This window comes from Falsirhodobacter xinxiangensis (genome assembly GCF_004959935.1).
Classification (GTDB): Bacteria; Pseudomonadota; Alphaproteobacteria; order Rhodobacterales; family Rhodobacteraceae; genus Falsirhodobacter; species Falsirhodobacter xinxiangensis.
Genome location: NZ_SMYN01000014.1, coordinates 55,483 through 79,918 on the forward strand (window position 1 = coordinate 55,483; position 24,436 = coordinate 79,918).

A 24,436-nucleotide genomic window follows, 5' to 3' on the forward strand; every position below is an offset into this window, starting at 1 on the left:
ACGGGTGCGGCATCGACTCGGCTTGATTTTTCCGTTTGACGGACGACAGTTGTAAGGATCGAGAGGAGGCTTCGATGCTGGAATTCCTGCCCCGAGAGGTGCGCGACGGACTTCATGCGGCCATGGCGCGCGGGCGTCGGCGCAACTCGCGCCTGCATCTGCAACAGGGCGAAACGGTGCTTCCGGTCCTTCGGCTGTGGTCGGATGGCGTTGCGCTGGACGCCTCGCGCACGGCGCATATGCGCGGGCTGGTCGATCTGTATGACGGGGCGCGGCATCTGGGCCACTGCCTGATCGTCGCCTCGGTGATCGAGGGCGACGAGCTGATCTGCGAATTCAAGACCTTTACCGTGGTTCTGGATCATGCGCCCGTCGATTTCGAAAGGGAGGGCGAGGCGCCCTCCATGCTGCTTCCGCGTTACTGAAGGTCGGAAAAGACATCGCGCAGCCGCGCGCAGGCATCCTCGATCTGCGCGCGGGGGGCGCCGATGTTGAACCGCAGATATGTCTCTCCGCCCTTGCCGAAGATGTTGCCATAGCTGGTGGCGATCCCCGCCTGCCGTTCGACCCGGTCCAGCATCTGTTGCAGCGTCAGACCCGTGCCCGAGAAATCCACCCAGGCCAGATAGGTCGCCTCCAGCGGCATCGACACGAGGCCCGGGATCGACGCGATGGTTTCGTCGAACAGGCGGCGGTTGCGATCCAGATAGGCCATCAGCGCATCCACCCATTCCGCCCCTTCGGGCGTATAGGCGGCGGTCGCCATCGCCACGGCAAAGCTGTTGGGCGAGATGCCCTGCGCCTGAATGCGCGCGCGGAACTTGCGGCGCAAGTCGGGGTCGGGAACGATGACGTTGCCGATATGGCCGCCCGCGAGGTTGAAGGTCTTGGTCGTGGCCGTCATCATCACCAGACGGTCCTCGATGTCGGGTGCGGCCAGCGGCATGGCGATATGCGTCGCGCCCGGCAAGACCAGATCGTGATGGATCTCGTCCGAGATCAGGATCAGGTCGTGCCGTTTGCAGAAATCGGCAACGCCGCGCAGCTCGCTTTGGGTCCAGACCCGCCCGCCCGGATTGTGGGGCGAGCAGAGGATGAAGATCGCCTCGCGCCCCGTCATCTGTGCGTCCCAGGCGTCGAAGTCCATCTCGTATCGCCCGCCGTTCAGGGCAAGCTGGCATTCGACCACCTCGCGCCCCGCCGCCTTGGTGATGCGGGCAAAGGCGTGATAGACGGGCGTGGTCAGCACGACGCCGTCGCCCACTTCGCTGAACGCCTCGATCGCCAACGCGACGCCGTTGACGATGCCATGGGTGGTGAAGATCGCCTTCGGGTCCACCTCCCATCCGTGGCGGTTCTTCATCCACCAGCAGATCGCGGCCAGATAATCGGCATCGTCGCCGAAATAGCCATAGACGCCATGCGCGACCATCTCCTCCAGCGCGCGCTGTACGGAGGCCGGGGGCCGGAACTCCATATCGGCGACCCACATGGCAAGCCCTTTGCCCCTTGGCACGTCAAACAGGGTTTCCATCATGTCCCATTTGTCGCAATGGGTGCCGATGCGGTCGATCCGTTCGTCGAAATTCATGGCAGTCTCCGGTGTGTCGCCGGCAGCCTAGCCGCTTCGCGCAGGGACCGGAAGGCGATTGCGCGGCGCAAGGGCTTGGCTTAAATCGGTTGCATGATACGCCCCATCCTGATCCATCCCGATCCGCGGCTGAAGAAGCCATGCGCCCCCGTCGATCAGATCACGGACGAGATACGCGAGCTTGGTCGCGACATGCTGGAGACGATGTATCACGCGCCCGGCGTCGGCCTTGCCGGCCCGCAGATCGGCGTCATGCTGCGGATCATCACCATGGATTGCACCAAGGACCCCGAGGCGGAGCCGCGCCCTATGGTGCTGGTGAACCCCGAGATCGTCTGGAAATCGGATGATCTGAGCACCTATGAAGAAGGCTGCCTGTCCATCCCCGACCAATATGCCGAGGTGCAGCGCCCCGCTGTCGTGCGCGTCCGCTGGACCGATCTGGACGGCGCGGTGCAGGAGGAGGAGATGACGGGCCTCTGGGCGACCTGCGTGCAGCACGAGATCGACCATCTGGATGGTAAGCTGTTCATCGACTATCTGGGCCCGCTGAAGCGGCAGATGATCACGCGCAAGATGGAAAAGCTGAAACGCGAAATCGCGCGCGAGAAGGCATGATCCGGCCTTTCGTTCCCTTTCCCGACCAGCGGTTGCGGTCCAAGGCCGCCGATGTGGCCGAGATTACCGATGCTGTCCGCGCCATCTGGGCCGACATGGTCGAGACGATGGATGCGATGCCGGGATATGGTCTGGCCGGGCCGCAGATCGGCGTCATGCAGCGTCTGGCGGTGGTGGATTGTTCCACCGAACGCGGCAAGGCGATCCTGCTGGCGAACCCCGAGGTTCTTCACGCCTCGGGCCAGTTCCGCGAGCATGAGGAGGCGAGCCCGAACCTGCCCGGCGTGTCGGCCGTGATCTCGCGCCCGCGGGCGGTGACGGTCCGGTTCCTGAACGCGGATGGCGTGATGGAAGATCGCGATTTCGTCGGCCTGTGGGCGACCTCGGTTCAGCACCAGATCGACCATCTGGCGGGCAAGATGTATTTCGATCGCCTGTCGCCGCTGAAGCGCAAGATGCTGATCGCCAAGGCGGGGAAGCGGCGCTGATGCGGGTGGTGTTCATGGGCACGCCCGACTTCTCGGTGCCGGTGTTGAATGCGCTGGCGGCAGAGCACGAGGTCGTCTGCGCCTATTCTCAGCCGCCACGTCCTGCGGGGCGGGGCAAGAAGGACCGCCCTTCGCCCGTGCAGGCGCGGGCCGAGGCCTTGGGCATTCCCGTGCGTCATCCGGTCAGCCTGAAGGGCGGCGAAGCGCAGGCGGAGTTCGCCGCCTTGGGCGCGGATGTGGCGGTGGTGGTGGCCTATGGCCTGATTCTGCCGCAGGCGGTGCTGGACGCGCCGCGTCTAGGCTGTCTGAACATCCATGCGTCCTTGCTGCCGCGCTGGCGCGGGGCTGCGCCGATTCACCGCGCGATCCTGTCGGGCGATGCGGACACCGGCATCTGCATTATGCAGATGGAGGCGGGGCTGGACACCGGACCCGTTCGTTTGGCGCGTGCGACGGCGATCGGGGCGGAGGAAACCACCGGCGAATTGCACGACCGTTTGTCCACGATGGGTGCCGCGATGATCCTTGAGGCTCTGGCGACGATGCCGCCTCCGTTGACGCAGCCGGAAGATGGCGTGACCTATGCCGCCAAGATCGACAAGGCCGAGGCGCGGATCGACTGGACGCAGCCGGCCGAGGTGGTGGACCGCCAGATCCGCGGCCTGTCGCCCTTTCCCGGCGCGTGGTGCATGGCGGGAGGGGAGCGGTTGAAACTTCTGGGCAGCCGGGTCGTCTCGGGCCATGGCGCATCGGGACAGGTGCTGGACGGGTTGACCATCGCTTGTGGCACCGGCGCGGTCGAAGTCACGCTGGCTCAGCGCGAGGGCAAGCGCCCGATGCCGCCCGAGGAACTGCTGCGTGGCATCGTGCTGCCCGAACGGCTGGGCTGACCTCAGGCGTAATCGGCCAAGTCGATGTCAGGATAGGAACCATCCGCACAGAGGAAGGCGTGGACGGCACGAAGATAGCGGTAAAGCGCCTCGTCATCCTCCAGTTCGATAGCCGTATATTTATCGTAATCCTCTGCCGTCACGGTGCGGTTTTCGATCACATGGTCGAAGTTCCGACGGAATCGTTCGGACCACTCGCAGGGATGCGAGGCCAAGACCTTCAACTTCCTCGGATCGCTACAGTTCGCGTGATCGTAGGGGCTCATGACGTCCATGAACGCCTCGGTCGGCGAAAGCTCAGGCGCGGGCTTTCTTGAACGGGGCCATACCTTCGCGAGCCAGCTCGTCCGCACGTTCGTTCTCCGCATGTCCGGCATGGCCCTTGATCCAGCGCCATTCGACCTTGTGGCGCTGCTGCGCGGTGTCGAGGCGTTCCCACAGGTCGGCGTTCTTCACGGGCTTGCGGTCGGCGGTCTTCCAGCCGTTGCGTTTCCAGCCGTGAATCCAGCCAGTGACGCCGTTCTTCACATAGGCGCTGTCGGTGACAACGATGATGGTGCTTTCGCGCGTCAGCGCCTCAAGCGCGGAAATCGCGGCCATCAGCTCCATGCGGTTGTTGGTGGTCAGCGCCTCTCCGCCGTTCAGCGTGCGCTCCTTGAGGATGGCGTCACCCTCTTTCGCCAGCATCAGAACGCCCCAGCCACCCGGGCCGGGGTTTCCGCTGCAAGCACCGTCGGTATAGGCGTAAAGCTCTGGCATGGCAGCGGGCTATCCCATGCGGGGCGCCCGCGCAAGCTGTCAGCGGCGGCGCGCGGCCACGCGGACCTTGGCCGGTTCGGGGCGGAAAGACAGCGCCAGAACGGCAAGAACGGTGATCGTGGCAGTCAGCAGCAGCATGGTCGGCACCTCCGTAGAAAGCTCAGCGTTTCACCGAGTCGCGAAGATGTCAAACCCTGTCTTACGGTGCCTCGCGCAGCACTCGCGGAACTTTGAACTCAACGCGCTCTTTCGCGGTTTCGACAAGCTCCACCGTGGTGTCCCAGCGGGCCCGGAAGGCGTCGATCACCTCGTTCACCAGCACTTCGGGGGCCGAGGCGCCAGCGGTGATGCCGACGCTGCGAATCCCCTCCAGCGCGCGCCAGTCGATGTCGGTGGCGCGCTGGACCAGCTGAGCATAGGCGCAACCGGCAGAGCGGCCAACCTCGACCAGCCGTTTGGAGTTCGACGAGTTGGGCGCGCCGATCACCAGAAGCGCGTCGATCTTGCCTGCGATGGCCTTGACCGACATCTGCCGGTTGGTGGTGGCATAGCAGATGTCTTCCTTGTGCGGCCCGACGATGGCCGGAAAACGGGCGCGCAGCGCCTCGACGATGCCGATGGTGTCATCGACCGACAGGGTGGTCTGGGTGATATAGGCCAGCCGTTCGGGGTCGCGCACGTCCAGCCCGGCCACATCATCGGCGGTTTCGACCAGCAGCACCTCGCCTTCGGGTAATTGTCCCATGGTGCCGATGGTTTCGGGATGGCCCGCATGGCCGATCATCACCATCTGGAGGCCGTCTTCGTGATGGCGTTCCGCCTCGATATGGACCTTGGACACCAGCGGGCAGGTGGCATCGACGAAGACCATCTCGCGCCGCGCCGCCTCGGCCGGGACGGCTTTGGGCACTCCATGCGCGGAAAAGATCACCGGGCGGTCGCCTGGAACCTCGTCCAGTTCCTCGACGAAGATCGCGCCCTGGTCACGCAGCCCGTCCACGACGTATTTGTTATGCACGATCTCGTGCCGGACATAGACCGGCGCGCCCCATTTGCGGATCGCCATTTCGACGATCTTGATGGCCCGGTCCACGCCCGCGCAGAATCCGCGCGGGGCGGCAAGGTAAAGGGTCAGCGGGGGCAGGGACATCGGTGCGGCCTTCAATGTTGCGCCCCAGAGGTAAGGTCTGCGCCCGCTCAGGTCAACGAACGTCCTCGACAGGTTCTTCGCGGTCCACTCTCGGCTCGCGCGGGGGGCGGCCGATCACGTCACGAAGCTCGTCCAGTTCGATGAAGTTGTCGGCCTGACGGCGCAGCTCGTCCGCGATCATCGGCGGCTGGCTGCGGATGGTCGAGACGATGGACACGCGCACGCCCTGACGCTGAAGGCTTTCGACCAGCGGCCGGAAATCCCCATCGCCCGAGAAGATGACGATGTGATCCACGCGCGGCGCAAGCTCCATCGCGTCCACCGTCAATTCGATGTCCATGTTGCCCTTGACCTTACGGCGGCCCTGGCTGTCGGTGTATTCCTTGGCCGGTTTGGTGACCATGGTGAAGCCGTTGTAATGCAGCCAGTCCACCAGCGGGCGGATCGGGGAATATTCCTCGTTCTCCAGCAGGGCGGTGTAATAGAAGGCGCGGAGCAGTTTGCCCCGCCGCATGAATTCCTGCCGCAGCAGCTTGTAGTCGATGTCGAAGCCCAGCGCCTTCGCGGCGGCATAGAGGTTCGATCCATCTATGAACAGCGCAAGCCGTTCGTCCTTGTAGAACATAGTTCGTGTCCCCTATGCACTGTTCCGAAAAAACCCGTCCACTCGTAATCCGTCTTGCGACAACAATGGGATGGGACCACGTCGCTAAATAACCGTAGCGCCCTGCTACACAACATGACGAGGGGTCGCCATGGAAGAAAGAAACGAGGCATTGGTGGCCGTCGGCGGGAATCAGCCGTTCGGAGGGCTGGATCTTGCGGGGACGATCCGGGCCGCGATGGCGGCGGTCGCGCGTCCGGGTATCGGCATGGTTAACAAAAGCTCACTATATTCAACGCCTTGCTTCCCAGCCGGGGCGGGGCCGGACTATGTGAACGCGGCGTTTTCGCTGCAGTTGGACGGCGGTATCGGGCCTGCCGATCTTCTGGCGATCCTGCACAGGATTGAGGCAGATTTCGGCAGGGAGCGGCAGGCGCGATGGGGTGCAAGGTCCGTCGATCTCGATCTTCTCGCGTTCGGGGGTAGTGTGCTTCCGGACGTTGCAACCTGGGATCAATGGCGCGGCCTTCCGCCGACCCGGCAAGCCGTCGAAGCGCCGAATCAGCTGATCCTGCCGCACCCGCGCCTTCAGGACCGTGCCTTCGTGCTGGTCCCGCTTGCCGAGGTCGCTCCGGATTGGGTGCATCCAGCTCTGAAGAAAAGCGTTTCCGCGATGCTGGCCGATCTGCCGCAGGCGGATCGCGACGCGGTGCGCCGGCTGTAGGGCCGGGGAATCCGCACTTGTCAACATCTACCGCAAGGCTTAAATAGGCAGTTCCACGCCCCCGCCCGACACAGATGGAGAGACCGATGGCCCGCGTAACGGTCGAAGATTGCGTTGACAAGGTTCCGAACCGGTTCGAACTGGTGATGCTTGCCGCCCATCGTGCGCGCGAGATCCAGTCGGGTGCCGCACTGACGATCGACCGCGACAACGACAAGAACCCCGTCGTGTCCCTGCGCGAAATCGCCGAGGAAACCCAAAGCGCCGATCACCTGCGCGAGCGGATGATCGAAAGCCACCAGACCCAGATCGAGGTGGACGAGCCGGAAGAAGACGAAATGGCGCTGCTGATGGGCAATGGCGAAGTCGATCGCCCGATGCAGGACGACATGTCGGAAGAAAAACTGCTGCGCGCCCTGATGGAAGCGCAAGGCCAGAACTGATCCTGTTCAGGAAAGCGGCGGGGGAATGATCGATCTCGAAGACCTGATCGCCCTCGTCCGCAATTACAATCCCAAGACGAATGCCGATCTGATCCGCCGGGCCTATGCCTACGGCATGAAGATGCATGACGGGCAGTTCCGTCAGTCGGGCGAGCCGTATTTCACCCATCCCGTCGCCGTCGCCGCCATTCTGACCGAACAGCGGCTAGACGATGCGACCATCGTGACCGCGCTGCTGCACGACACGATCGAAGACACCAAATCCACCTATGCCGAGATCGAACGCCTGTTCGGCGTGAACATCGCCGAGCTGGTGGATGGCGTCACCAAGCTGACGAACCTCGAATTGTCGTCCGCCCAGTCCAAACAGGCCGACAACTTCCGCAAGCTGTTCATGGCGATGTCCAAGGACTTGCGGGTGATCCTGGTCAAGCTGGCCGACCGTCTGCACAACATGCGCACGATCAAGTCGATGCGCCCGGAAAAGCAGGCGCAGAAGGCGCGCGAGACGATGGAGATTTTCGCGCCTCTGGCCGGGCGCATGGGTATGCAGTGGATGCGCGAGGAGCTGGAGGATCTGGCCTTCCGCGTCCTGAATCCCGAGGCGCGCAATTCCATCATCCGCCGTTTCATCACGCTTCAGCGCGAAACCGGCGATGTGGTCCACCGCATCACCAACGACATCCGTTCGGAACTGGACAAGGCCGAGATCGACGCCGACGTCTATGGCCGCGCGAAGAAGCCCTACAGCATCTGGCGCAAGATGCAGGAGAAGGATCTGGCCTTCTCGCGCCTGTCCGACATCTATGGCTTCCGCGTGATCTGCGAACACGAGGCGGATTGCTACCGCATCCTTGGGGTGATCCATCACCGCTGGCGTGCCGTGCCGGGGCGGTTCAAGGACTACATCAGCCAACCGAAATCGAACGGCTATCGATCGATCCACACCACGGTGTCGGGCCGCGACGGCAAACGGGTGGAGGTGCAGGTCCGCACGCGCCAGATGCACGAGGTGAACGAGGCCGGGGTTGCCGCCCATTGGGCATATCGTGAGGGTGTGCGCACCAAGAACCCCTTCGCCGTCGATCCGGCCAAATGGATCGCGTCCCTGACCGAACGGCTGGACGAGGACGACCACGACGCCTTCATGGAGAACGTGAAGCTGGAGATGTACACCGATCAGGTGTTCTGCTTCACCCCCAAGGGCGACGTGATCCAGTTGCCGAAAGGCGCAACGCCGCTTGATTTCGCCTTCGCCATCCACACGCGCATCGGCAACTCCTGCGTTTCGGCCAAGATCGACGGCATTCGCGTGCCGCTCTGGACCCGTCTGCGCAACGGCCAGTCGATCGAGATCATCACCGCCGAGGGCCAACGCCCGCAGGCAAGCTGGATCGACATCGTGACCACGGGCCGCGCCAAGGCCGCGATCCGGCGGTCCTTGCGCGAGGAAGACCGGGGCCGCTTCATCCGGCTGGGGCAGGAACTGGTGCGGTCCGCCTTCGATCAGGTCGGGCGCAAATATTCCGACAAGGCGCTGCGGACCGCCGCCAAGATGCTCGGTCTGACCGAGGGCGAGGAGCTTCTGGCCCGCGTCGGCAGCGCCGAGGTCACCGCCCGCAAGGTGGTCGAGACGCTCTATCCCGAATTTGCCCAAGGCCCGGCGGATGAGGTGATCCAGCGCCCGGTCCTTGGCCTGCCGCCCGACCAGACCTTCCGCCGCGCGCAATGCTGCCAGCCGGTGCCGGGCGAACGCATCGTCGGCATCACCTATCGCGGGCAGGGGGTGGTCATCCACGCCATCGACTGCCCCGCGCTGGAGGAGATGGAGGATCAACCCTCGCGTTGGGTGGACCTGCATTGGCAGCCGGGGCGGCATGCGCCGGTCAATACCGTCAGCCTCGATCTGACCATCGCCAACGATGCCGGTGTCCTGGGCCGCGTCTGCACCTTGATCGGAGAGCAGAAGGCCAATATCTCGGACATGCAATTCACCGACCGCAAGCCCGACTTCTATCGCTTGCTGGTCGATATCGACGTGCGGGATGTGGAACATCTGCATCTTGCCATGACCGCGCTTGAGGCGGAAAGCCAGGTGGCCCAGATCGCACGGCATCGCGACCTTGGCCGCAAGCCATGACGGGTGTTTAAATGGTGTTCAAGCGGCGCGAGCGCCGAAGCCTTGCGGGCTGGGCGCGCGAGATGGTCTATCCCACCGGCGGTTTTCGCCGCGCGACGCAATATGTCATGCATCGGATGCGCCGCCTGCCGGACGAGCCGCACCGCATCGCGCGCGGCTTCTTCGCCGGATCGTTCATCAGCTTCACGCCGTTCTTCGGCTTCCACTTCATTGGCGCCGCGCTGATTGCTTGGGCGATGCGCGGCAATATCCTTGCCGCGCTGCTGGGCACCTTCGTCGGCAATCCGCTGACGACGCCGATCATCGCCATCACCTCGGTGGAACTGGGGCACCGCATCCTTGGCATCACCGATCCGATGGATCTGGGGTCGATCGCCGCGGCCTTCGCCAACGCGGGAACGGAACTTTGGGACAATGCGATCGCGCCCTTCACCGGGCAGGCGATGCATTGGGAAAGCCTTGCTGCGTTTTTCCGCACGATCTACTTCCCCTATATGATCGGCGGCATCCTTCCGGGGATCATCGTCAGCGGCATCCTTTATTACCTGACAATCCCCTTGGTGCGCGCCTATCAGAAGCTGCGCGCCTCCAAGGCGCGGGAAAGGTTCGAGAAACGGCAGAAGCTGCGCCTTCAGGCCGACGCGCTGCGGCGCAAGGGTTGATCCATCGCCCCCCGCCCCCTACTGCTTGACTGAAGGAGCAGTGGCTTGGTTTTCAAACGGCGCGACAAACAGACCCGGTGGCGCAGGATCACCGAGATGCTCTGGCCCCGCGCGGGTTGGGGACGCGCGCTGCAATACCTGACGCACCGGGTGATGCGCATTCCCGACGATCCGCGACGGGTCGCGCGCGGTGCCTTCGCCGGGGTCTTCGCCTGTTTCGGCCCGTATATCTTTCACGACTACGTCATCGCCGTCGCGCTTGCCTGGCTGATCCGGGGCAACATATTTGCAGCCCTCGTAGGCTCGCTGATCGCAAATCCGGTGACGATTCCGTTCTTCGCCGTCGCGGGCGTGTCGCTGGGCCAGCACATGCTGGGTATCGGCGGAGGGCTGCCTGCGTGGCAGATCCTGTCGGCCTTCGGCGCGGCGGCGTCCGAGATCCTCCACAACGTGAACGCCATCTTCGGCGAGCATGAGATGCGGTGGGTCAGCCTGTCGCGATTCTTCCACCGCATCTACCTTCCCTATCTGGTCGGGGGCACGGCGATCGGGCTTGTCGCGGGCCTTGCCAGCTACATCATTGTTTTGTCGCTCGTTCGTGCCTATCGCGGCTTGCGGAGCGCGCGGCTTCGCGACAGAAGCGAGGCATTGCGCCGCGCCCGGGACATACGCGGCGGGGATGACGCTGGTGGCGGAAGGGCTTAACATCGTGGCGGAAAACGATCTGGGGGGCGGCAGAATGCGGCTTGGTGTGAACATCGACCATGTGGCCACGGTTCGGAATGCGCGCGGATCAAGCTGGCCGGACCCGCTGCGCGCGGCCCTGCTGGCCGAGGCGGCGGGCGCCGACGGGATCACCGCCCACCTGCGCGAAGACCGCCGCCACATCCGCGACGAGGACATCGAGACGCTGATGGCCGGGATCGGCATTCCGCTGAATTTCGAGATGGCGGCGACGGCGGAGATGCAGGCCATCGCGCTGCGCCACAAGCCCCACGCCGTCTGCCTCGTGCCCGAAAAGCGCGAGGAGCGCACGACCGAGGGCGGGTTGGACGTTGCGGGTGACGAGGCGCGGCTGGCCGATTTCATCGCGCCGCTGCGCGAGGCGGGCGCGCGCGTGTCCATGTTCATCGGCCACGATCCCGCGCAGATCGAGGCGTCGCACCGCATCGGTGCCGCCGTGGTGGAACTGCATACGGGGCACTACTGCGAACTGGTCGCCGACCGTTCCCCCGACGCTGCAGCGGAACTGGCCGCCCTGCGCGAAGGCGCGGCTTTCGCCCATTCGCTGGGGCTGGAGGTCCATGCGGGCCACGGCATCAGCTATGACACCGTGGCCGAGATCGCCGAATTCCCGCAGGTGATGGAGCTGAACATCGGCCATTTCCTGATCGCCGAATCCATCTTCCGCGGGCTTGGCCCCGCCATCGAAGAAATGCGCCGCCGCATGGACGCCGCCCGCGCCTGAGGAGACACGCATGCAGCTTTCGCTCGTCGCGCTGGGCTCTGCCTCGCTGATCCTCGGGATCGTGGCGCTGGCGTTCCCGATGCCGGCCTCGCTCAGCGTGGTGCTGTTCACCGGCTGGGCCTTTCTGGTCATCGGTGCGCTTCAGATGTTCCACGCCTTTCGCGCGGGCAGGTTGATGTCCGAAGGGCTGTGGGGGCTGTTCCCGCTGGTGCTGGGCATCCTGCTGATCGCGCGCCCGCTGGACGGGATGGTCGCGCTGACGGTCGTGGTGGGCGTGATCTGCGCGCTGTCGGGGCTGTTCCGGCTGGCGATGGGCATTCGGCTGGGCCACCGACTGCGCTGGCTGGTGGTCGTCTCGGGCGGGCTGTCGCTGTTGTTCGGGCTTGTGGTGCTTCTGGGGCTGGAGGAGACGGTGCTGGTAACGCTGGGCTTCATCCTTGCGTTCGAATTGATCCTGATCGGCGCGGTGCTGATCGTGGTGGGGATGGCGCGCAGATGATCCTTGGCATTGGAACCGACCTCGCGAATATCGAACGGATCGAGCGCACGCTGGAACGGTTCGGCGATCGTTTCCGCAACCGCGTCTTCACCGATCTGGAACAGCGCCGGGCCGAGAACCGCGCCGACGTCGCGGGCACCTATGCGAAACGCTGGGCGGCGAAGGAGGCTTGTTCCAAGGCGCTGGGCACCGGGCTGCGGATGGGCATCGCGTGGAAGGACATGGCGGTGTCTAACCTGCCGACGGGGCAGCCGGTCATGGCGGTGACAGGCTGGGCCGCGCAGCGTTTGGCCGAAATGACCCCGGCGGGGCACGAGGCGATCGTGCATGTCACGTTGACCGACGATCACCCCTGGGCACAGGCTTTCGTGGTGATCGAGGCACGGCCGATCCGCGATCACGGCAGCGAAACTTGACTCGGACGCCCGCCTTGCGCATGAAGCGGCGATCATCAACGGGCGGGACGACATGTTCACACGCAAGAAAGCAAAGGCCGAGGGCGGCATTCTGGAGACGGTCAAGACGGTCGTCTATGCCCTGCTGATTGCGGGCGTCTTCCGAACGCTGTTCTTCCAGCCGTTCTGGATTCCCTCGGGGTCGATGAAGGACACGCTGCTGATCGGCGATTTCCTGTTCGTCAACAAGATGGCCTATGGCTATTCGCAGTATTCCTGCCCCTTCTCGATGTGCCCCTTCTCGGGCCGTCTTCTGGCGTCCGAGCCGGAGCGGGGCGACGTGGTGGTGTTCCGTCATCCGGTGTCGGGCGCGGATTTCATCAAGCGGCTGATCGGCCTTCCGGGCGACACGGTGCAGATGCGGGGCGGTCGCGTGATCCTGAACGGGCAGGAAGTGCCGCAGGAAGCCAATGGCGTGTTCGAGGAAACCTACGAACGCCAAGGCCCGATGGGTCAGTATCCGCGCTGCGAGAATGGCCCGGTGGGCGAGGGCGGGCTTTGCACATCGTCGCGGTTTACCGAAACGCTGCCGAACGGCGTTGCGCATGACGTGCTGAACATCGACCAGAACGGCTTTGCCGACAACACCGACGTGTTCACCGTGCCGCCGGGGCATTACTTCTTCATGGGCGACAACCGCGACAATTCGCAGGACAGCCGTTTCAGCCAGGCCGTGGGCGGTGTGGGCATGGTGCCTGCCGAATACCTGATCGGGCGGGCCGACCGGATCATGTTCTCCTCCGCTGGCCGGTCGATGCTGTATTTCTGGACGTGGCGCGCGGACCGCTTCTTCAAGGCTGTCGATTGAAACTCTCTGCCGATCTCATCGCGCTGTCCGGCACGCTCGGGCATCGCTTCAAAAACCCCGAATTGCTGATCCGGGCGGTGACGCATGCCTCGATCTCGGGTCCGCAGCGGCCCGACAACCAGCGGCTTGAGTTTCTGGGCGACCGGGTGCTTGGGCTGGTCATGTCCGAGGCGCTTCTGTCCGCCGATGAACGGGCCAGCGAAGGCCAGCTTGCCCCCCGGTTCAACGCCCTTGTCCGCAAGGAAACCTGCGCCGAGATCGCGCGCGAGATCGGCCTCGGCGACGCGCTCAAGCTGGGCCGGTCCGAGATGATGTCGGGCGGGCGCCGCAAGGAGGCGCTGTTGGGCGACGCGATGGAGGCTCTGATCGCCGCCGTCTATGTCGATGCGGGATTCGAAGTGGCGCGGGCGATGGTGCTGCGGCTTTGGGGCGACCGGGTCGGGCGCGTCGAGAAGGATGCGCGCGATCCCAAGACCTCGCTTCAGGAATGGGCGCAGGCTCGCGCTTTGCCGCCGCCGCGCTATGTCGAACTTGGGCGGTCCGGTCCCGACCACCAGCCGGTCTTCGACGTAGAGGTGCGGCTGGAGACGGGTGAGACCGAAACGGCGCAGGCCAATACCAAACGTGCCGCCGAACAGGCCGCGGCAAGGGCGCTTCTGGCGCGGATGGAGAAGAACGCATGACACGCGCAGGTTTCGTCGCACTGATCGGGGAACCGAACGCCGGCAAGTCCACCCTGTTGAACCGCATGGTGGGGGCCAAGGTGTCCATCGTCACGCACAAGGTGCAGACCACCCGTGCCCGCATCCGCGGCGTCGCGATGGAGGGCGATGCCCAGATCGTCTTCGTGGACACGCCCGGCCTGTTCCGCCCGCGCCGCCGTCTGGACCGCGCGATGGTTGCCGCCGCTTGGGGCGGGGCCGCCGATGCTGACGTGATCGTGTTGCTGATCGAGGCGCATCGCGGGTTGACCGAAGGGACCGAGGCGATCATCGAGGCGCTGAAGGACCGTGTTCCTGGCAAGGTGAAGGTGGCGCTGGCGATCAACAAGATCGACCGCGTGAAGGCCGAGACGCTGCTGGCGCTGACGCAGAAGATGAACGAGGCGTTTCCGTTTGCCGAAACCTTCATGATCTCGGCCGAGCGTGGCTATGGCGTGGACAAGCTGCGCGAATGGCTGGCGGGGCAGTTGCCCGAGGGCGAGTGGTTCTATCCCGAGGATCAGATCGCCGATCTGCCCATGCGCATGATCGCCGCCGAGATGACGCGCGAGAAGCTGACCCTGCGTCTGCACGAGGAACTGCCCTATCAGCTGACCGTCGAGACCGAGAAGTGGGAGGACCGTCCCGACGGATCGACCCGCATCGATCAGGTGGTCTATGTTGCGCGCGACGGGCACAAGGGCATCGTGCTGGGCAACAAGGGCGAGACGATCAAATCCATCGGCCAGGCCGCCCGCGCCGAGATTTCCGAATTCCTTGGCCGGACCGTCCATCTGTTCCTGCAGGTGAAGGTCCGCCCGAACTGGCTGGAAGAGCCGGAACGGTATTCCGAGATGGGTCTGGACTTCAAGGACGGCAATTCTTGACAAGGCTGACCGCCGATTTCTGGGTCCGCGCCTATCTGGCGCGGCTTCGGCTGGCGGACATTCCGGCGTTCATCACCGCAAAAGGCGACGCGACGGCGGGGGCGGTGCTGGTGAAGCTGGCGACGCTGGACGGGCGGGCGCAGGCATATCAGCGCAGTTTCGATCTGATGACCGGCAACCGTGCATGGATGACTTTGGCCAAGGGGGCGGAGGGCGATGTCGATGCCGCCATCGCCCGACAGCGCGGCTTCGACCCCGATCTGTGGGTGATCGAGGTCGAGGATCGCCAAGGCCGCACGCTGTTGGACGAGCCGGGGCTTTCCGACTAGGCTTGCCCGATGGAATGGCGGGACGAGGGTGCGCTTCTGTCCATGCGACGGCATGGCGAAAGCGCCGCGATCATCGAAGTGTTCACCAAGGACCACGGCCGCCATTCCGGCGTCGTGCATGGCGGTGCATCGCGCAAGATGGCCGCGACACTGCAACCTGGGACGCAACTTGACGTTACGTGGCGTGCGAGGCTGGGCGATCAGCTTGGCACCTTCGCGGTCGAGCCGCTGCGCGCCCGCGCGGTGCTGGACAGCCGTCTTGGCCTGACGGGCCTCAACGCCGTCTGCGCCATGCTGCACCTGTGTCTCCCCGAACGCGAGGCGCATCCCGCGCTTTGGTCGCGGACCATCACCCTGCTGGACGATCTGGGCAGCGATGGTTGGGGCGAGGCCTATCTGCGGTGGGAGATGGCGATGCTGGAGGAGATGGGCTTCGCGCTGGAGCTGGGGCGCTGTGCGCTGACCGGATCGCGCGAGGATCTGGCCTTTGTCAGTCCGCGCACCGGGCGTGCGGTCAGCCGGGATGCCGCGGGGGACTGGGCACCGCGTTTGCTGCCCTTGCCGCCGATTCTGCTTGGGCAGGGCGGTGCCAGCCGGGCCGAGATGGCGGCGGGCCTGACGCTCTGCGCTCATTTCCTGATCCGTGCGCTGGACGGCATGGACATCCGCCACCCACTGCCCGAGGCGCGGGCGCGGCTGGTCGATCTGTTGACGCGCGAGGTTGCATCCCACGCTGTCACGGGCCAAGGAGGGCCGGGCGGAAAGGGAGAATGAAATGGTCGAAATCCTGGGCTTGCCGATGGCTTCGTTCCTTGTCGCCTTCGGGGTGACGCTGGTTGCGGGCTTCGTGAAGGGTGCCATCGGCTTTGCGATGCCACTGGTGATGATGTCGGCCTTCTCCGCCTTCCTGCCGCCGCAATACGCTTTGGCGGGGCTTATCCTGCCGGTGGCAGTGACCAACATCCATCAGATGATGCGCGATGGCTGGGGCGCGGCGCTGGCCTCGGCGTGGAAGTTCCGACGCTTCGTCATCGGGACGATCCTGTTCATCGGCGTTTCGGCCCAATTCGCGGACAAGATACCGCAAAGCGTGTTCCTCGTGATGCTGGGCCTGCCGATCACGATCTTTGCGGCGCTGCAACTGGCGGGCCGGAAGCTGGCGCTGCGGCTGGAGCATCGGAACCGCGCCGAATGGGTGCTGGGCGTGATCGGCGGGCTTTACGGCGGCGTATCCGGGATCTGGGGGCCGCCGCTCTTGGTCTATCTTTTGTCCATCGGAACCGAAAAGACCGAGAATGTCCGTGTGCAGGGGGTGATCTTCTTCATCGGATCGACGGCGCTTCTGGCAGCGCATTTGCAGACCGGGCTTTTGCGCGGGGATACGCTGAACTTCTCGGCGGCGCTTGTGGTGCCGGCCTTCATCGGGATGTTCATGGGGTATCGGTTGCAGGACAGTCTGGATCAGGACCGCTTCCGCTGGTGGACGCAGGTGCTGCTGATCATCACGGGCCTGAACCTGCTGCGTCAGGCCGTGATGTAAGAAAGGCGGCCCGTTTGGGCCGCCCGTTTATCCGATCGCCGCCGCTTTGACGTCCGCATCGATATGCGGGACGTATTGGGCGAAGTTGTCGGCGAACATCGACACCAGTTTCGCAGCCTGCGCATCATAGGCCGCTGCATCCGTCCAGGTCGAACGCGGGTCCAGAAGCTTGGCATCGACGCCCGGCACGGCGACCGGAACCTCGAACCCGAAGTTCGGGTCCTTGCGGAACTGCGCCGCGTCCAGCGTGCCGTCCAGCGCAGCGGTCAGCAGCGCGCGGGTCGCCTTGATCGGCATACGCTTGCCCGTGCCATAGGCGCCGCCGGTCCAGCCGGTATTCACCAGCCAGCAGGATGCGCCATGCTTGGCGATTTTCTGTTGCAGCAGCTTGCCATAGACCTCGGGGCGGCGCGGCATGAAGGGTGCGCCGAAGCAAGTCGAGAAGGTCGGCTGCGGCTCGGTCACGCCACGCTCGGTCCCGGCAACCTTGGAGGTGAAGCCGGACAGGAAGTGATACATCGCCTGTGCCGGGGTCAGCTTGGCGATCGGGGGCAGAACCCCGAAGGCGTCGCAGGTCAGCATGATGATGTTCTTGGGGAAGCCGCCAAGCCCGGTATCCGACGCGTTCGAGATCGCCTCCAGCGGATAGGCGCAACGCATGTTGGCCGTCAGGCTGTCGTCGTCGAAGTCCAGATCCAGCGTTTCGGGATCGAAGACCATGTTCTCGATCACGGTGCCGAAGCGCGACGTGGTCGCGAAGATCTCCGGCTCGGCCTCGGCCGACAGGTTGATCGTTTTCGCATAGCAGCCGCCTTCGAAGTTGAAGGTGCCGCGATCCGACCAGCCATGTTCGTCATCGCCGATCAGGATGCGCGACGGGTCCGCCGAAAGCGTGGTCTTGCCGGTGCCCGACAGGCCGAAGAACACGGCGGTGTCGACCGGGTTGCCGACCGCGTGGTTGGCCGAGCAATGCATCGGCATCACGCCTTTTTCGGGCAGGATGTAGTTCAGCAGCGTGAAGACCGACTTCTTGTTCTCGCCCGCGTATTCGGTATTGGCGATCAGGATCAGCTTGCGCTCGAAGTTGAGGGCGATGACGGTTTCGGACCGGCAGCCGTGCTTGGCGGGGTCCGCCTTGAACGACGGGCAGTTGATGATCGTGAAATCGGGGGCAAACGAATCAAGCTCGGCGCGCTCGGGGCGGCGCAGCAGGTGGCGGATGAACAGGCCATGCCACGCAAGTTCGGTCACGACGCGAACGTCCAGACGGTGGGTCGCATCGGCACCGGCATAGAGGTCCTGGACGAAATACTCCCGGCCCTTCATATGCTCCAGCATGTCGGAATAGAGGCGGTCGAAGGCCTCCGGCTCCATCGCGGTGTTGTTTTCCCACCAGATGTTGCCTTCGACACCCGGCGTGCGCACCACATGCTTGTCCTTGGGCGAACGGCCGGTATAGACGCCGGTCGTCGTCAGGAAGGCACCGCCTTTGCCGATCTGTCCCTCGCCGCGGGTGACCGCAGCGTTCATCAATGCTGGTTCGATAAGGTTGTAATGGACCGTTCCCAGTCCTGTAATGCCCTGATCCTCCAGCTTCTGCGCCGGATTCACGCGTCCAATGGTCATCTGCAAGCTCCCGATGCCGCCGATCGCGACATTTCCAACCGAAGTTCGGTATCCGGGCCGACGGGACACCGGTCACACTCCGTTAAGATGCGTGACATCTTTCCTATAACATGTGGATTTGGCTTGGGAACAGTGCGCTTTCAGGACGTTAGCGCAACCATTTAAGCTTTAGCGCAACCATGGCAAAACGCTGCCGGAATTAGGCGAATCTTTGTCTTTTTCACAGCTGATGGAGATTGAGCCATCGGCGCGATTCGCAGTTTGCAGTTGATTTGAAGAGTGGATACAGGATGATGTTCGACACTCCGGCAAGGCCGGGAAGCAGCAGAAAGCATTTCATGTCACGGATCGCCCTTGTGGACGATGACCGAAACATCCTCACCTCCGTCGCCATGACATTAGAAGCGGAAGGGTTCGAGGTTGAAACCTACGCCGATGGCCAGTCCGCGCTTGAAGCCTTCGCCAAGCGCCTGCCGGATCTGGCCGTCCTGGATATAAAGATGCCCCGAATGGACGGGATGGATCTGCTGCAACGGCTGCGGATGCGAACGTCGATGCCGGTGATCTTCCTGACGTCGAAGGATGACGAGATCGACGAGATTCTGGGCCTTCGCATGGGCGCGGACGATTACGTGAAGAAGCCCTTCTCGCAGCGTCTGCTGGTCGAACGCATCCGCGTGATCCTGCGCCGCGAGGCTGTGACGGCGGGCGAGAGCGTCCCGACCGAGGATGGCCAGTTGATCGAGCGGGGGCATCTGCGGATGGACAGCCTGCGCCATGCGGTCAACTGGAAGGGGCAGGACGTGTCGCTGACGGTGACCGAGTTCCTGCTGCTTCAGGCGCTGGCCCAGCGCCCCGGATTCGTGAAAAGCCGCGACCAGTTGATGGACGTGGCCTATGACGATCAGGTCTATGTGGACGACCGCACGATCGACAGCCATATCAAACGTCTGCGCAAGAAAATGCGGACGGCGGACCCCGAGTTTTCGGCGATCGAGACGCTTTACGGTATCGGTTACCGATATAACGAAGAATAGCCCATGGCGCCCTCCTTCCACGATGCAGCCCTTCGCGGGCCTTTGCCCGGGCGCCGCGAGGAGACGCGGAGGCATCGCTGGCTGGTGCTGGGCCGATCGCCGCTGGCACGGCGGATCATCTTCTTCAACCTCGCCTCGTTGGGGGCGATGCTGGTCGCGGCGCTGCTGCTGTCGCCGGTGCGCGGCGCGCTGGTGGACCAGCGCAGCCATTCGCTTGGGACCGAGGCACGGATTCTCGCCGCCTTTCTGGAAGCCGGAACCGTTGCCGATGCGCTGGATCTGGTGGAGCCGGGGCTGGCCGTCACCATCACGTCGCGCGACGGCAAGCTGCTGGCACGGCGCGAGGGTGAGGTGCCGGCCCGGTCGTGGCTGGGATGGCGTCCGGGCGGCGATCCGGGTTGGATCAGGCAATCCGCCGATGTGCCGGGCGGCGGCAGGGTGGAACTGCGATTGCCACTGGCCGAGATCGACGCGCTGGTGGCGCAGGACCGCGAACGGCTTTTGCAGATCTTTCTTGCGGCGTTCCTTTTGTCGGTGGGGCTGAGCCTGACGCTTGCCTCGATGATCGCGCGGCCGTTGACCGATCTGGCCGATGCTGCGGAATCGGGGCGCGAGACGGCGCCGCCGCGCATGGCCGCGCGGTTCTCCATTCCCGACCTCGCCGCCCGACCCGACGAGATCGGGCGGCTGTCCTCGGCCATGCGGGGGATGGTGTCCGCGCTTTACGACCGGATCGACGCGAACGAACAATTCGCCGCCGATGTCGCGCATGAGATCAAGAACCCGCTCGCCTCGCTGCGGTCGGCCATCGACACGCTGCGGATCGTGCGCGAGGATCAGCGCGAGACGCTGCTGGAAATCATCGACCACGACGTGCAGCGGCTGGACCGGCTGGTGACCGACATCTCCAACGCCTCGCGGCTCGATTCGGAACTGGTGAAGGAGGAGGAGGAGGAGTTCGACCTCGTGAAGACGCTTCGCCGCCTTGCAGACCACATGGGGCGTCAGGCCGAGGGGGCGGGCGTGCGGTTCGTGTCGGACCTGCCGTCCGCGCCCATCGTCATCAGCGGGCTGGAGGCGCGGCTTGCGCAGGTCTTCGTCAACCTCATCTCGAACGCCATCTCGTTTTCCGAACCGGGCGATTCGGTCCGCCTGTGGGCGCGCAAGCGCGACAACCGCGTGCTGGTCGTGGTCGAGGATACCGGGCCGGGCATTCCCGACACGGCGCTGGCCCGCATCTTCAAACGGTTCTATTCCGAACGCCCGGCGGGGCAGTTCGGCAACCATTCCGGCCTTGGCCTTGCGATTTCCAAGCAGATCGTGGAGGCGCATGGCGGTGTCATCTGGGCCGAGAACATCCGCCCGACCGAGGCCGATCCCGGATCGGAGCCGATGGGCGCGCGGTTCGTCGTGGGCCTGCCGGTATGATTGTCCACGGCACGGCGGTTGCCCTTTCGGGGCGCGGCGTGCTGATCACCGGGCCATCGGGGGCGGGAAAATCCGCGCTGGCTTTGCAGCTCATGGCCTTTGGCGCGCAGCTTGTCGCCGATGACAGGGTGATGATCCTGCGTGAAGGCGAATCCCTGATCGCCAGCGCGCCGGATGCGATCCGGGGGCTGATCGAGGCGCGCGGCGTCGGCATCCTGAACGCGGACCCCTGCACTGCAAGGCTGGTTCTGGCGGTGGACCTGTCGCAAATCGAAGACACCCGCCTGCCTCCGATGCGTCACAGCTTCGTGCATGGCTTGCCCTTGCCCCTTGTGCTGGGGCAGGATGCACCACACCTTCCCGCCGCGATCCTGCAATACCTGAAAGCCGGACGATACAGTTGAACGACCACACGCCATCCGAGGGGCACGAGCTTGTGCTCGTCACCGGGCCTTCGGGGGCCGGGCGATCCACCGCGATCAACGCGCTGGAGGATCTGGGCTATGAGGTGATCGACAACCTCCCGCTCAGCCTCGTGCCGCGATTGATCGACGGGCCGCCCGTGGGCCCGATCGCGCTTGGCCTCGACATCCGCAACCGCGACTTCAACGCGACCGCGCTGATCGAATTGATCGACCGGCTGACGCGCAACCCGGCGGTGTCGCTGGATGTGCTTTACGTCGATTGCGGGGTCGAGGAACTGTCCCGCCGCTATAACCAGACGCGCCGCCGTCACCCCCTCGCCGCGACCCCGACCGAGGGAATCGCGCGCGAGATCGACCTGCTGGCCCCAGTCCGTGTGCGTGCCGACAATCTGATCGACACGACGGAGATGTCGCCGCACGACCTGAAAGCCGAGATTGCGCGTTGGTATGACAGGGGCAGCCATGCGCGGATGTCGGTTTCCATCCAATCTTTTTCCTACAAGCGTGGCGTTCCACGCGGCGTAGACATGATTTTCGACTGCCGTTTCCTGAACAATCCGCACTGGGTTCCGGCCCTGCGCGAGATGGACGGGCGCGATGCTGCGGTTGCGGAATATATTGCAGCGGATGAACGGCTTGCACCCTTCTTCGACAAGGTGCGCGACCTTGTCCTGTTCCTGCTTCCGGCTCAGTTGGATGAGGGAAAAGCCCATCTGACCATAGGCTTCGGATGCACAGGTGGGCAGCACAGATCGGTCGCACTTGCAGAAATGTTGGGCAATGTGCTTGCGCAGCAAGGCTGGCCGGTGTCAAAACGACATCGTGAACTTGAACGCAGGGTGGCCCCCCAGGCCCCAACGCAATCGGGATGAAGGCTTGATCGGGATCGTGATCGTGGCGCATGGCGGGCTGGCGCGGGAGTATCTCTCCGCGGTCGAACATGTCGTCGGCAAGCAGGAGGCGATGGCCGCCATCGCGATCGAGGACGATCACGACCGTATCGCCAAACAGGCCGAGATCAGCGCCGCCGCCCATGCCGTCGATCGCGGGCAGGGCGTGGTGGTCGTGACCGACATGTTCGGCGGATCGCCTTCGAACCTTTCGCTGCCCGCCTGCATCGGGCGCGACCGCCGCATCGTCTATGGTGCGAACCTGCCCATGCTGATCAAGCTGGCGAAATCGCGGGAGCTTCCGGTGCCGGACGCGGTTGCGCTGGCGCTGGATGCCGGGCGCAAATACATCAACAGCCTCGACCTCGGGGGCGGGAATTGAAGCGAACGCTGCGGATCGTGAACGAAAAGGGGCTGCATGCGCGCGCCTCGGCCAAGTTCGTGGAGGTGGTCGAGGAGTTCGATGCCGATGTGAACGTCCGCAAGGACGGGATGGAAGTGTCGGGCGATTCGATCATGGGCCTTCTGATGCTGGCCGGATCGCGCGGCACCAGCATCGAGATCGAGACGAGCGGCCAGCAGGCCGCCGCGCTGGCCGATGCGCTTGAAGCACTGGTCGCGGACCGCTTCGGCGAGGACTTCTAGCGCGAGGGCACCGGCGTATCGCCGCGATAGTCATAGAAGCCGCGCTTGGTCTTGCGCCCCAGCCAGCCCGCCTCGACATACTTCACCAGAAGCGGGCAGGGGCGGTATTTCGTATCGCCCAAGCCCTCGTTCAGCACGTTCATGATCGCAAGGCAGGTGTCCAGCCCGATGAAGTCGGCCAGCTCCAGCGGTCCCATCGGGTGGTTCGCGCCCAGACGCATGGATTCGTCGATGGCGGCGACCGAACCGACCCCTTCATACAGCGCATAGACGGCTTCGTTGATCATCGGGATCAGGATGCGGTTCACGATGAAGGCAGGGTAATCCGCCGCGCTGGCTGCGGTCTTGCCCAGCGATTCGACGACCTGCCGCAGCGCGTCGAACGTCTCGTCATCGGTCGCGATGCCCCGGATCAGTTCCACCAGCTGCATCACGGGAACGGGGTTCATGAAATGGAACCCCATGAACTTCTCGGGCCGATCCGTGCGCGCGGCCAGGCGGGTGATCGAAATGGACGAGGTGTTCGAGGTCAGGATCGTATGCGGCGCCAGATGCGGCACCAGCTGTTCGAAGATCGCAGCTTTCACTTCCTCGCGTTCGGTCGCGGCCTCGATCACCAGATCGGTCTGGCCCAGATCGGCCAGAGCGGTGGTAGTGCGGATACGCGACAGCGCCGCCTGCTTGTCCTTTGGGGCGATCTTTTCCTTGTTTACCTGCCGATCGAGGTTGTGCCCGATGGCATCCAGCGCCGCGTCCAACGCCTCCTGCCTGATGTCCGTGATCGTCACGTCATAGCCGGCAAGCGCGAAGACATGGGCGATGCCGCTGCCCATCTGACCGGCGCCAACGATCCCGACCGTGCTTATCCTCATCTTGCGCCCCCGCGAAATGCTGCGGCTGCGAAGGTAGCGCAGACGGCCATGAACGCAAATGGATTGCACGGCATTTGCGATGAATTGCAGCTTTAGCCATTCCTAAATTCCAAGCCCGGAGGATCGGCGTCCAGATGCCCGAAAGGTCTTGCAATGATCCAGCCTGCCCCCGCCCCGCTGTGCCCGCAGGGGCGGTTCCACGCGATGATCGGCGGCGGGCCTTGCGCGCGGACGCTTGCTGCGATGGCGGGCTGCCCGGTGCTCGACCTCGGCCTTCGCCACGCGGGGCCGGACGCGCTGCTCCAGGCGGACCTGCGCCTTGCGGCCAAGGCGGAGACGGTGGTGCTGGTGCTGTCGCCGCTGCGGAACCTGTCGAATGCCTTTTATCTGGTGCATCCGCGCCGCAACGACCGCTTCGTTGCGCCGACGCCGCTGATTACGTCGCTGTTCCCCGAGGTGGACTTCACGGGCATCCACTTCACCCATCACCTTGTCCGGACTCTTGCCGCGACCTGCGAGGAGCGGCTGGCCGAGGTGACGGCGGATGTGCGTCGCAGATGGCGCGAGGCGATGGGCGAGGTGGCGCACCGCCTGCCGCAAGCCGTGCTGCTGCATCTGGACGACCCGAGCGAGCGCCTTGGAGTGGAGGACGCGGCCGGGCTTGGCTGTCCGGTGGTGACTTTGCCTGTCTCTGGCACAGCGCCCGCACAGATCGCGCGGGCGCTGCTGCCGCATCTTGCACAAAGGGCGCCCTGAG

General features: G+C 64.4%; 32 protein-coding genes. 25 read left to right on the top strand and 7 right to left on the bottom strand.

The window, feature by feature from the left end; translation table 11 throughout:
• Positions 1 to 74: 74 nt before the first annotated feature.
• Positions 75 to 425, top strand: coding sequence for a hypothetical protein (locus E2K76_RS15040; RefSeq protein ID WP_136685180.1), 351 nt, complete (start codon positions 75 to 77; stop codon positions 423 to 425).
• Here E2K76_RS15040 and E2K76_RS15045 read toward each other — a convergent pair.
• Positions 419 to 1,591 carry a MalY/PatB family protein gene (locus E2K76_RS15045; protein ID WP_136685182.1) on the bottom strand — a complete coding sequence of 391 codons (1,173 nt, stop codon included), beginning with the start codon at positions 1,589 to 1,591 and terminating at the stop codon, positions 419 to 421. The genes E2K76_RS15040 and E2K76_RS15045 overlap by 7 nt on opposite strands.
• A 93-nt stretch (positions 1,592 to 1,684) precedes the next feature.
• On the opposite strand from E2K76_RS15045, the gene def (E2K76_RS15050) reads away from it, so the two are divergent.
• Genes def (E2K76_RS15050) through fmt form a run of 3 tightly spaced genes read left to right on the top strand, consistent with a single transcriptional unit; the run spans position 1,685 to position 3,587 of the window.
• On the top strand, positions 1,685 to 2,209 hold the full coding sequence (gene def / locus E2K76_RS15050; protein WP_136685184.1) for a peptide deformylase: 525 nt from the start codon (positions 1,685 to 1,687) through the stop codon (positions 2,207 to 2,209).
• Positions 2,206 to 2,697 carry a peptide deformylase gene (gene def / locus E2K76_RS15055; protein WP_136685186.1) on the top strand — a complete coding sequence of 164 codons (492 nt, stop codon included), beginning with the start codon at positions 2,206 to 2,208 and terminating at the stop codon, positions 2,695 to 2,697. Before def (E2K76_RS15050) ends, def (E2K76_RS15055) begins: the two co-directional genes overlap by 4 nt.
• Positions 2,697 to 3,587, top strand: coding sequence for a methionyl-tRNA formyltransferase (gene fmt, locus E2K76_RS15060; protein WP_136685187.1), 891 nt, complete (start codon positions 2,697 to 2,699; stop codon positions 3,585 to 3,587). Before def (E2K76_RS15055) ends, fmt begins: the two co-directional genes overlap by 1 nt.
• A gap of 2 nt (positions 3,588 to 3,589) precedes the next feature.
• Here the strand turns inward: fmt and E2K76_RS15065 are convergent, their stop codons facing one another.
• The 4 genes from E2K76_RS15065 to E2K76_RS15080 all read right to left on the bottom strand — a co-directional run bounded on the left by E2K76_RS15065 (position 3,590) and on the right by E2K76_RS15080 (position 6,121).
• Positions 3,590 to 3,862 (bottom strand): hypothetical protein, encoded by a 273-nt coding sequence (locus tag E2K76_RS15065; RefSeq protein WP_136685189.1) that lies wholly within the window; start codon positions 3,860 to 3,862, stop codon positions 3,590 to 3,592.
• A 22-nt stretch (positions 3,863 to 3,884) separates the two neighbouring features.
• A complete protein-coding gene (gene rnhA, locus E2K76_RS15070; protein WP_136685191.1) occupies positions 3,885 to 4,346 on the bottom strand; it encodes a ribonuclease HI in 462 nt (153 codons plus the stop codon).
• A gap of 199 nt (positions 4,347 to 4,545) precedes the next feature.
• Positions 4,546 to 5,496 carry a 4-hydroxy-3-methylbut-2-enyl diphosphate reductase gene (gene ispH / locus E2K76_RS15075; protein ID WP_136685193.1) on the bottom strand — a complete coding sequence of 317 codons (951 nt, stop codon included), beginning with the start codon at positions 5,494 to 5,496 and terminating at the stop codon, positions 4,546 to 4,548.
• A gap of 52 nt (positions 5,497 to 5,548) precedes the next feature.
• Entirely contained in the window at positions 5,549 to 6,121 is a 573-nt protein-coding gene (locus E2K76_RS15080) for a LabA-like NYN domain-containing protein (protein ID WP_136685195.1), read from the bottom strand.
• 130 nt (positions 6,122 to 6,251) lie between these two features.
• On the opposite strand from E2K76_RS15080, the gene folK reads away from it, so the two are divergent.
• The 14 genes from folK to E2K76_RS15150 all read left to right on the top strand — a co-directional run bounded on the left by folK (position 6,252) and on the right by E2K76_RS15150 (position 16,756).
• A complete protein-coding gene (gene folK, locus E2K76_RS15085) occupies positions 6,252 to 6,824 on the top strand; it encodes a 2-amino-4-hydroxy-6-hydroxymethyldihydropteridine diphosphokinase (protein WP_136685196.1) in 573 nt (190 codons plus the stop codon).
• Between the two features lie 86 nt (positions 6,825 to 6,910).
• Positions 6,911 to 7,267 (top strand): DNA-directed RNA polymerase subunit omega, encoded by a 357-nt coding sequence (gene rpoZ, locus E2K76_RS15090; RefSeq protein ID WP_136685199.1) that lies wholly within the window; start codon positions 6,911 to 6,913, stop codon positions 7,265 to 7,267.
• Positions 7,268 to 7,292: 25 nt separating this feature from the next.
• Positions 7,293 to 9,407, top strand: coding sequence for a RelA/SpoT family protein (locus E2K76_RS15095; RefSeq protein WP_136685200.1), 2,115 nt, complete (start codon positions 7,293 to 7,295; stop codon positions 9,405 to 9,407).
• Positions 9,408 to 9,418: 11 nt separating this feature from the next.
• Complete coding sequence (locus tag E2K76_RS15100) at positions 9,419 to 10,069, top strand: DUF2062 domain-containing protein (RefSeq protein WP_136685202.1); 651 nt, start codon at positions 9,419 to 9,421, stop codon at positions 10,067 to 10,069.
• Between the two features lie 45 nt (positions 10,070 to 10,114).
• Positions 10,115 to 10,774, top strand: a complete 660-nt coding sequence (locus tag E2K76_RS15105) for a DUF2062 domain-containing protein (RefSeq protein ID WP_136685204.1) — start codon at positions 10,115 to 10,117, stop codon at positions 10,772 to 10,774.
• Between the two features lie 34 nt (positions 10,775 to 10,808).
• Positions 10,809 to 11,537: a pyridoxine 5'-phosphate synthase gene (locus E2K76_RS15110; protein ID WP_246032980.1), complete on the top strand. Its 729-nt coding sequence runs from the start codon at positions 10,809 to 10,811 to the stop codon at positions 11,535 to 11,537.
• 10 nt (positions 11,538 to 11,547) lie between these two features.
• Positions 11,548 to 12,036 (top strand): HdeD family acid-resistance protein, encoded by a 489-nt coding sequence (locus E2K76_RS15115; RefSeq protein WP_136685207.1) that lies wholly within the window; start codon positions 11,548 to 11,550, stop codon positions 12,034 to 12,036.
• Positions 12,033 to 12,452 carry a holo-ACP synthase gene (gene acpS, locus E2K76_RS15120; protein WP_136685209.1) on the top strand — a complete coding sequence of 140 codons (420 nt, stop codon included), beginning with the start codon at positions 12,033 to 12,035 and terminating at the stop codon, positions 12,450 to 12,452. The genes E2K76_RS15115 and acpS overlap by 4 nt, the downstream gene beginning before the upstream one ends.
• 52 nt (positions 12,453 to 12,504) lie before the next feature.
• On the top strand, positions 12,505 to 13,299 hold the full coding sequence (lepB, locus tag E2K76_RS15125) for a signal peptidase I (RefSeq protein WP_136685211.1): 795 nt from the start codon (positions 12,505 to 12,507) through the stop codon (positions 13,297 to 13,299).
• On the top strand, positions 13,296 to 13,982 hold the full coding sequence (rnc, locus tag E2K76_RS15130; RefSeq protein WP_136685213.1) for a ribonuclease III: 687 nt from the start codon (positions 13,296 to 13,298) through the stop codon (positions 13,980 to 13,982). The genes lepB and rnc overlap by 4 nt, the downstream gene beginning before the upstream one ends.
• Positions 13,979 to 14,887: a GTPase Era gene (gene era / locus E2K76_RS15135; RefSeq protein WP_136685214.1), complete on the top strand. Its 909-nt coding sequence runs from the start codon at positions 13,979 to 13,981 to the stop codon at positions 14,885 to 14,887. The genes rnc and era overlap by 4 nt, the downstream gene beginning before the upstream one ends.
• On the top strand, positions 14,884 to 15,216 hold the full coding sequence (locus E2K76_RS15140) for a DUF1491 family protein (RefSeq protein WP_136685216.1): 333 nt from the start codon (positions 14,884 to 14,886) through the stop codon (positions 15,214 to 15,216). The genes era and E2K76_RS15140 overlap by 4 nt, the downstream gene beginning before the upstream one ends.
• Positions 15,217 to 15,225: 9 nt before the next feature.
• Positions 15,226 to 15,990: a DNA repair protein RecO gene (gene recO / locus E2K76_RS15145; RefSeq protein ID WP_136685218.1), complete on the top strand. Its 765-nt coding sequence runs from the start codon at positions 15,226 to 15,228 to the stop codon at positions 15,988 to 15,990.
• Between the two features lies 1 nt (position 15,991).
• Positions 15,992 to 16,756: a sulfite exporter TauE/SafE family protein gene (locus E2K76_RS15150; protein ID WP_136685220.1), complete on the top strand. Its 765-nt coding sequence runs from the start codon at positions 15,992 to 15,994 to the stop codon at positions 16,754 to 16,756.
• Positions 16,757 to 16,783: 27 nt separating this feature from the next.
• Here E2K76_RS15150 and E2K76_RS15155 read toward each other — a convergent pair whose 3' ends face one another.
• Positions 16,784 to 18,382: a phosphoenolpyruvate carboxykinase gene (locus E2K76_RS15155; RefSeq protein ID WP_136685222.1), complete on the bottom strand. Its 1,599-nt coding sequence runs from the start codon at positions 18,380 to 18,382 to the stop codon at positions 16,784 to 16,786.
• Between the two features lie 338 nt (positions 18,383 to 18,720).
• Between E2K76_RS15155 and E2K76_RS15160 the strand changes: the two genes are divergently transcribed.
• The 6 genes from E2K76_RS15160 to E2K76_RS15185 are packed head-to-tail and all read left to right on the top strand — an operon-like array spanning position 18,721 to position 22,807.
• Positions 18,721 to 19,419, top strand: coding sequence for a response regulator transcription factor (locus tag E2K76_RS15160; protein ID WP_136685224.1), 699 nt, complete (start codon positions 18,721 to 18,723; stop codon positions 19,417 to 19,419).
• A gap of 3 nt (positions 19,420 to 19,422) precedes the next feature.
• Complete coding sequence (locus E2K76_RS15165) at positions 19,423 to 20,847, top strand: sensor histidine kinase (protein ID WP_136685226.1); 1,425 nt, start codon at positions 19,423 to 19,425, stop codon at positions 20,845 to 20,847.
• A complete protein-coding gene (locus tag E2K76_RS15170; protein ID WP_136685228.1) occupies positions 20,844 to 21,251 on the top strand; it encodes an HPr kinase/phosphorylase in 408 nt (135 codons plus the stop codon). Before E2K76_RS15165 ends, E2K76_RS15170 begins: the two co-directional genes overlap by 4 nt.
• Positions 21,248 to 22,144 carry an RNase adapter RapZ gene (gene rapZ, locus E2K76_RS15175; RefSeq protein ID WP_136685230.1) on the top strand — a complete coding sequence of 299 codons (897 nt, stop codon included), beginning with the start codon at positions 21,248 to 21,250 and terminating at the stop codon, positions 22,142 to 22,144. The genes E2K76_RS15170 and rapZ overlap by 4 nt, the downstream gene beginning before the upstream one ends.
• 4 nt (positions 22,145 to 22,148) lie before the next feature.
• Positions 22,149 to 22,544 (top strand): PTS sugar transporter subunit IIA, encoded by a 396-nt coding sequence (locus tag E2K76_RS15180; protein WP_136685232.1) that lies wholly within the window; start codon positions 22,149 to 22,151, stop codon positions 22,542 to 22,544.
• Positions 22,541 to 22,807 carry an HPr family phosphocarrier protein gene (locus E2K76_RS15185; RefSeq protein WP_136685234.1) on the top strand — a complete coding sequence of 89 codons (267 nt, stop codon included), beginning with the start codon at positions 22,541 to 22,543 and terminating at the stop codon, positions 22,805 to 22,807. Before E2K76_RS15180 ends, E2K76_RS15185 begins: the two co-directional genes overlap by 4 nt.
• On the opposite strand, the gene E2K76_RS15190 is transcribed toward E2K76_RS15185, so the two are convergent.
• Positions 22,804 to 23,679, bottom strand: coding sequence for a 3-hydroxybutyryl-CoA dehydrogenase (locus E2K76_RS15190; protein WP_136685235.1), 876 nt, complete (start codon positions 23,677 to 23,679; stop codon positions 22,804 to 22,806). The two genes, E2K76_RS15185 and E2K76_RS15190, sit on opposite strands and share 4 nt — an antisense overlap.
• 153 nt (positions 23,680 to 23,832) lie before the next feature.
• Between E2K76_RS15190 and E2K76_RS15195 the strand changes: the two genes are divergently transcribed.
• Entirely contained in the window at positions 23,833 to 24,435 is a 603-nt protein-coding gene (locus E2K76_RS15195; protein WP_136685237.1) for a DUF6473 family protein, read from the top strand.
• The last annotated feature ends 1 nt before the right edge of the window (position 24,436 follow it).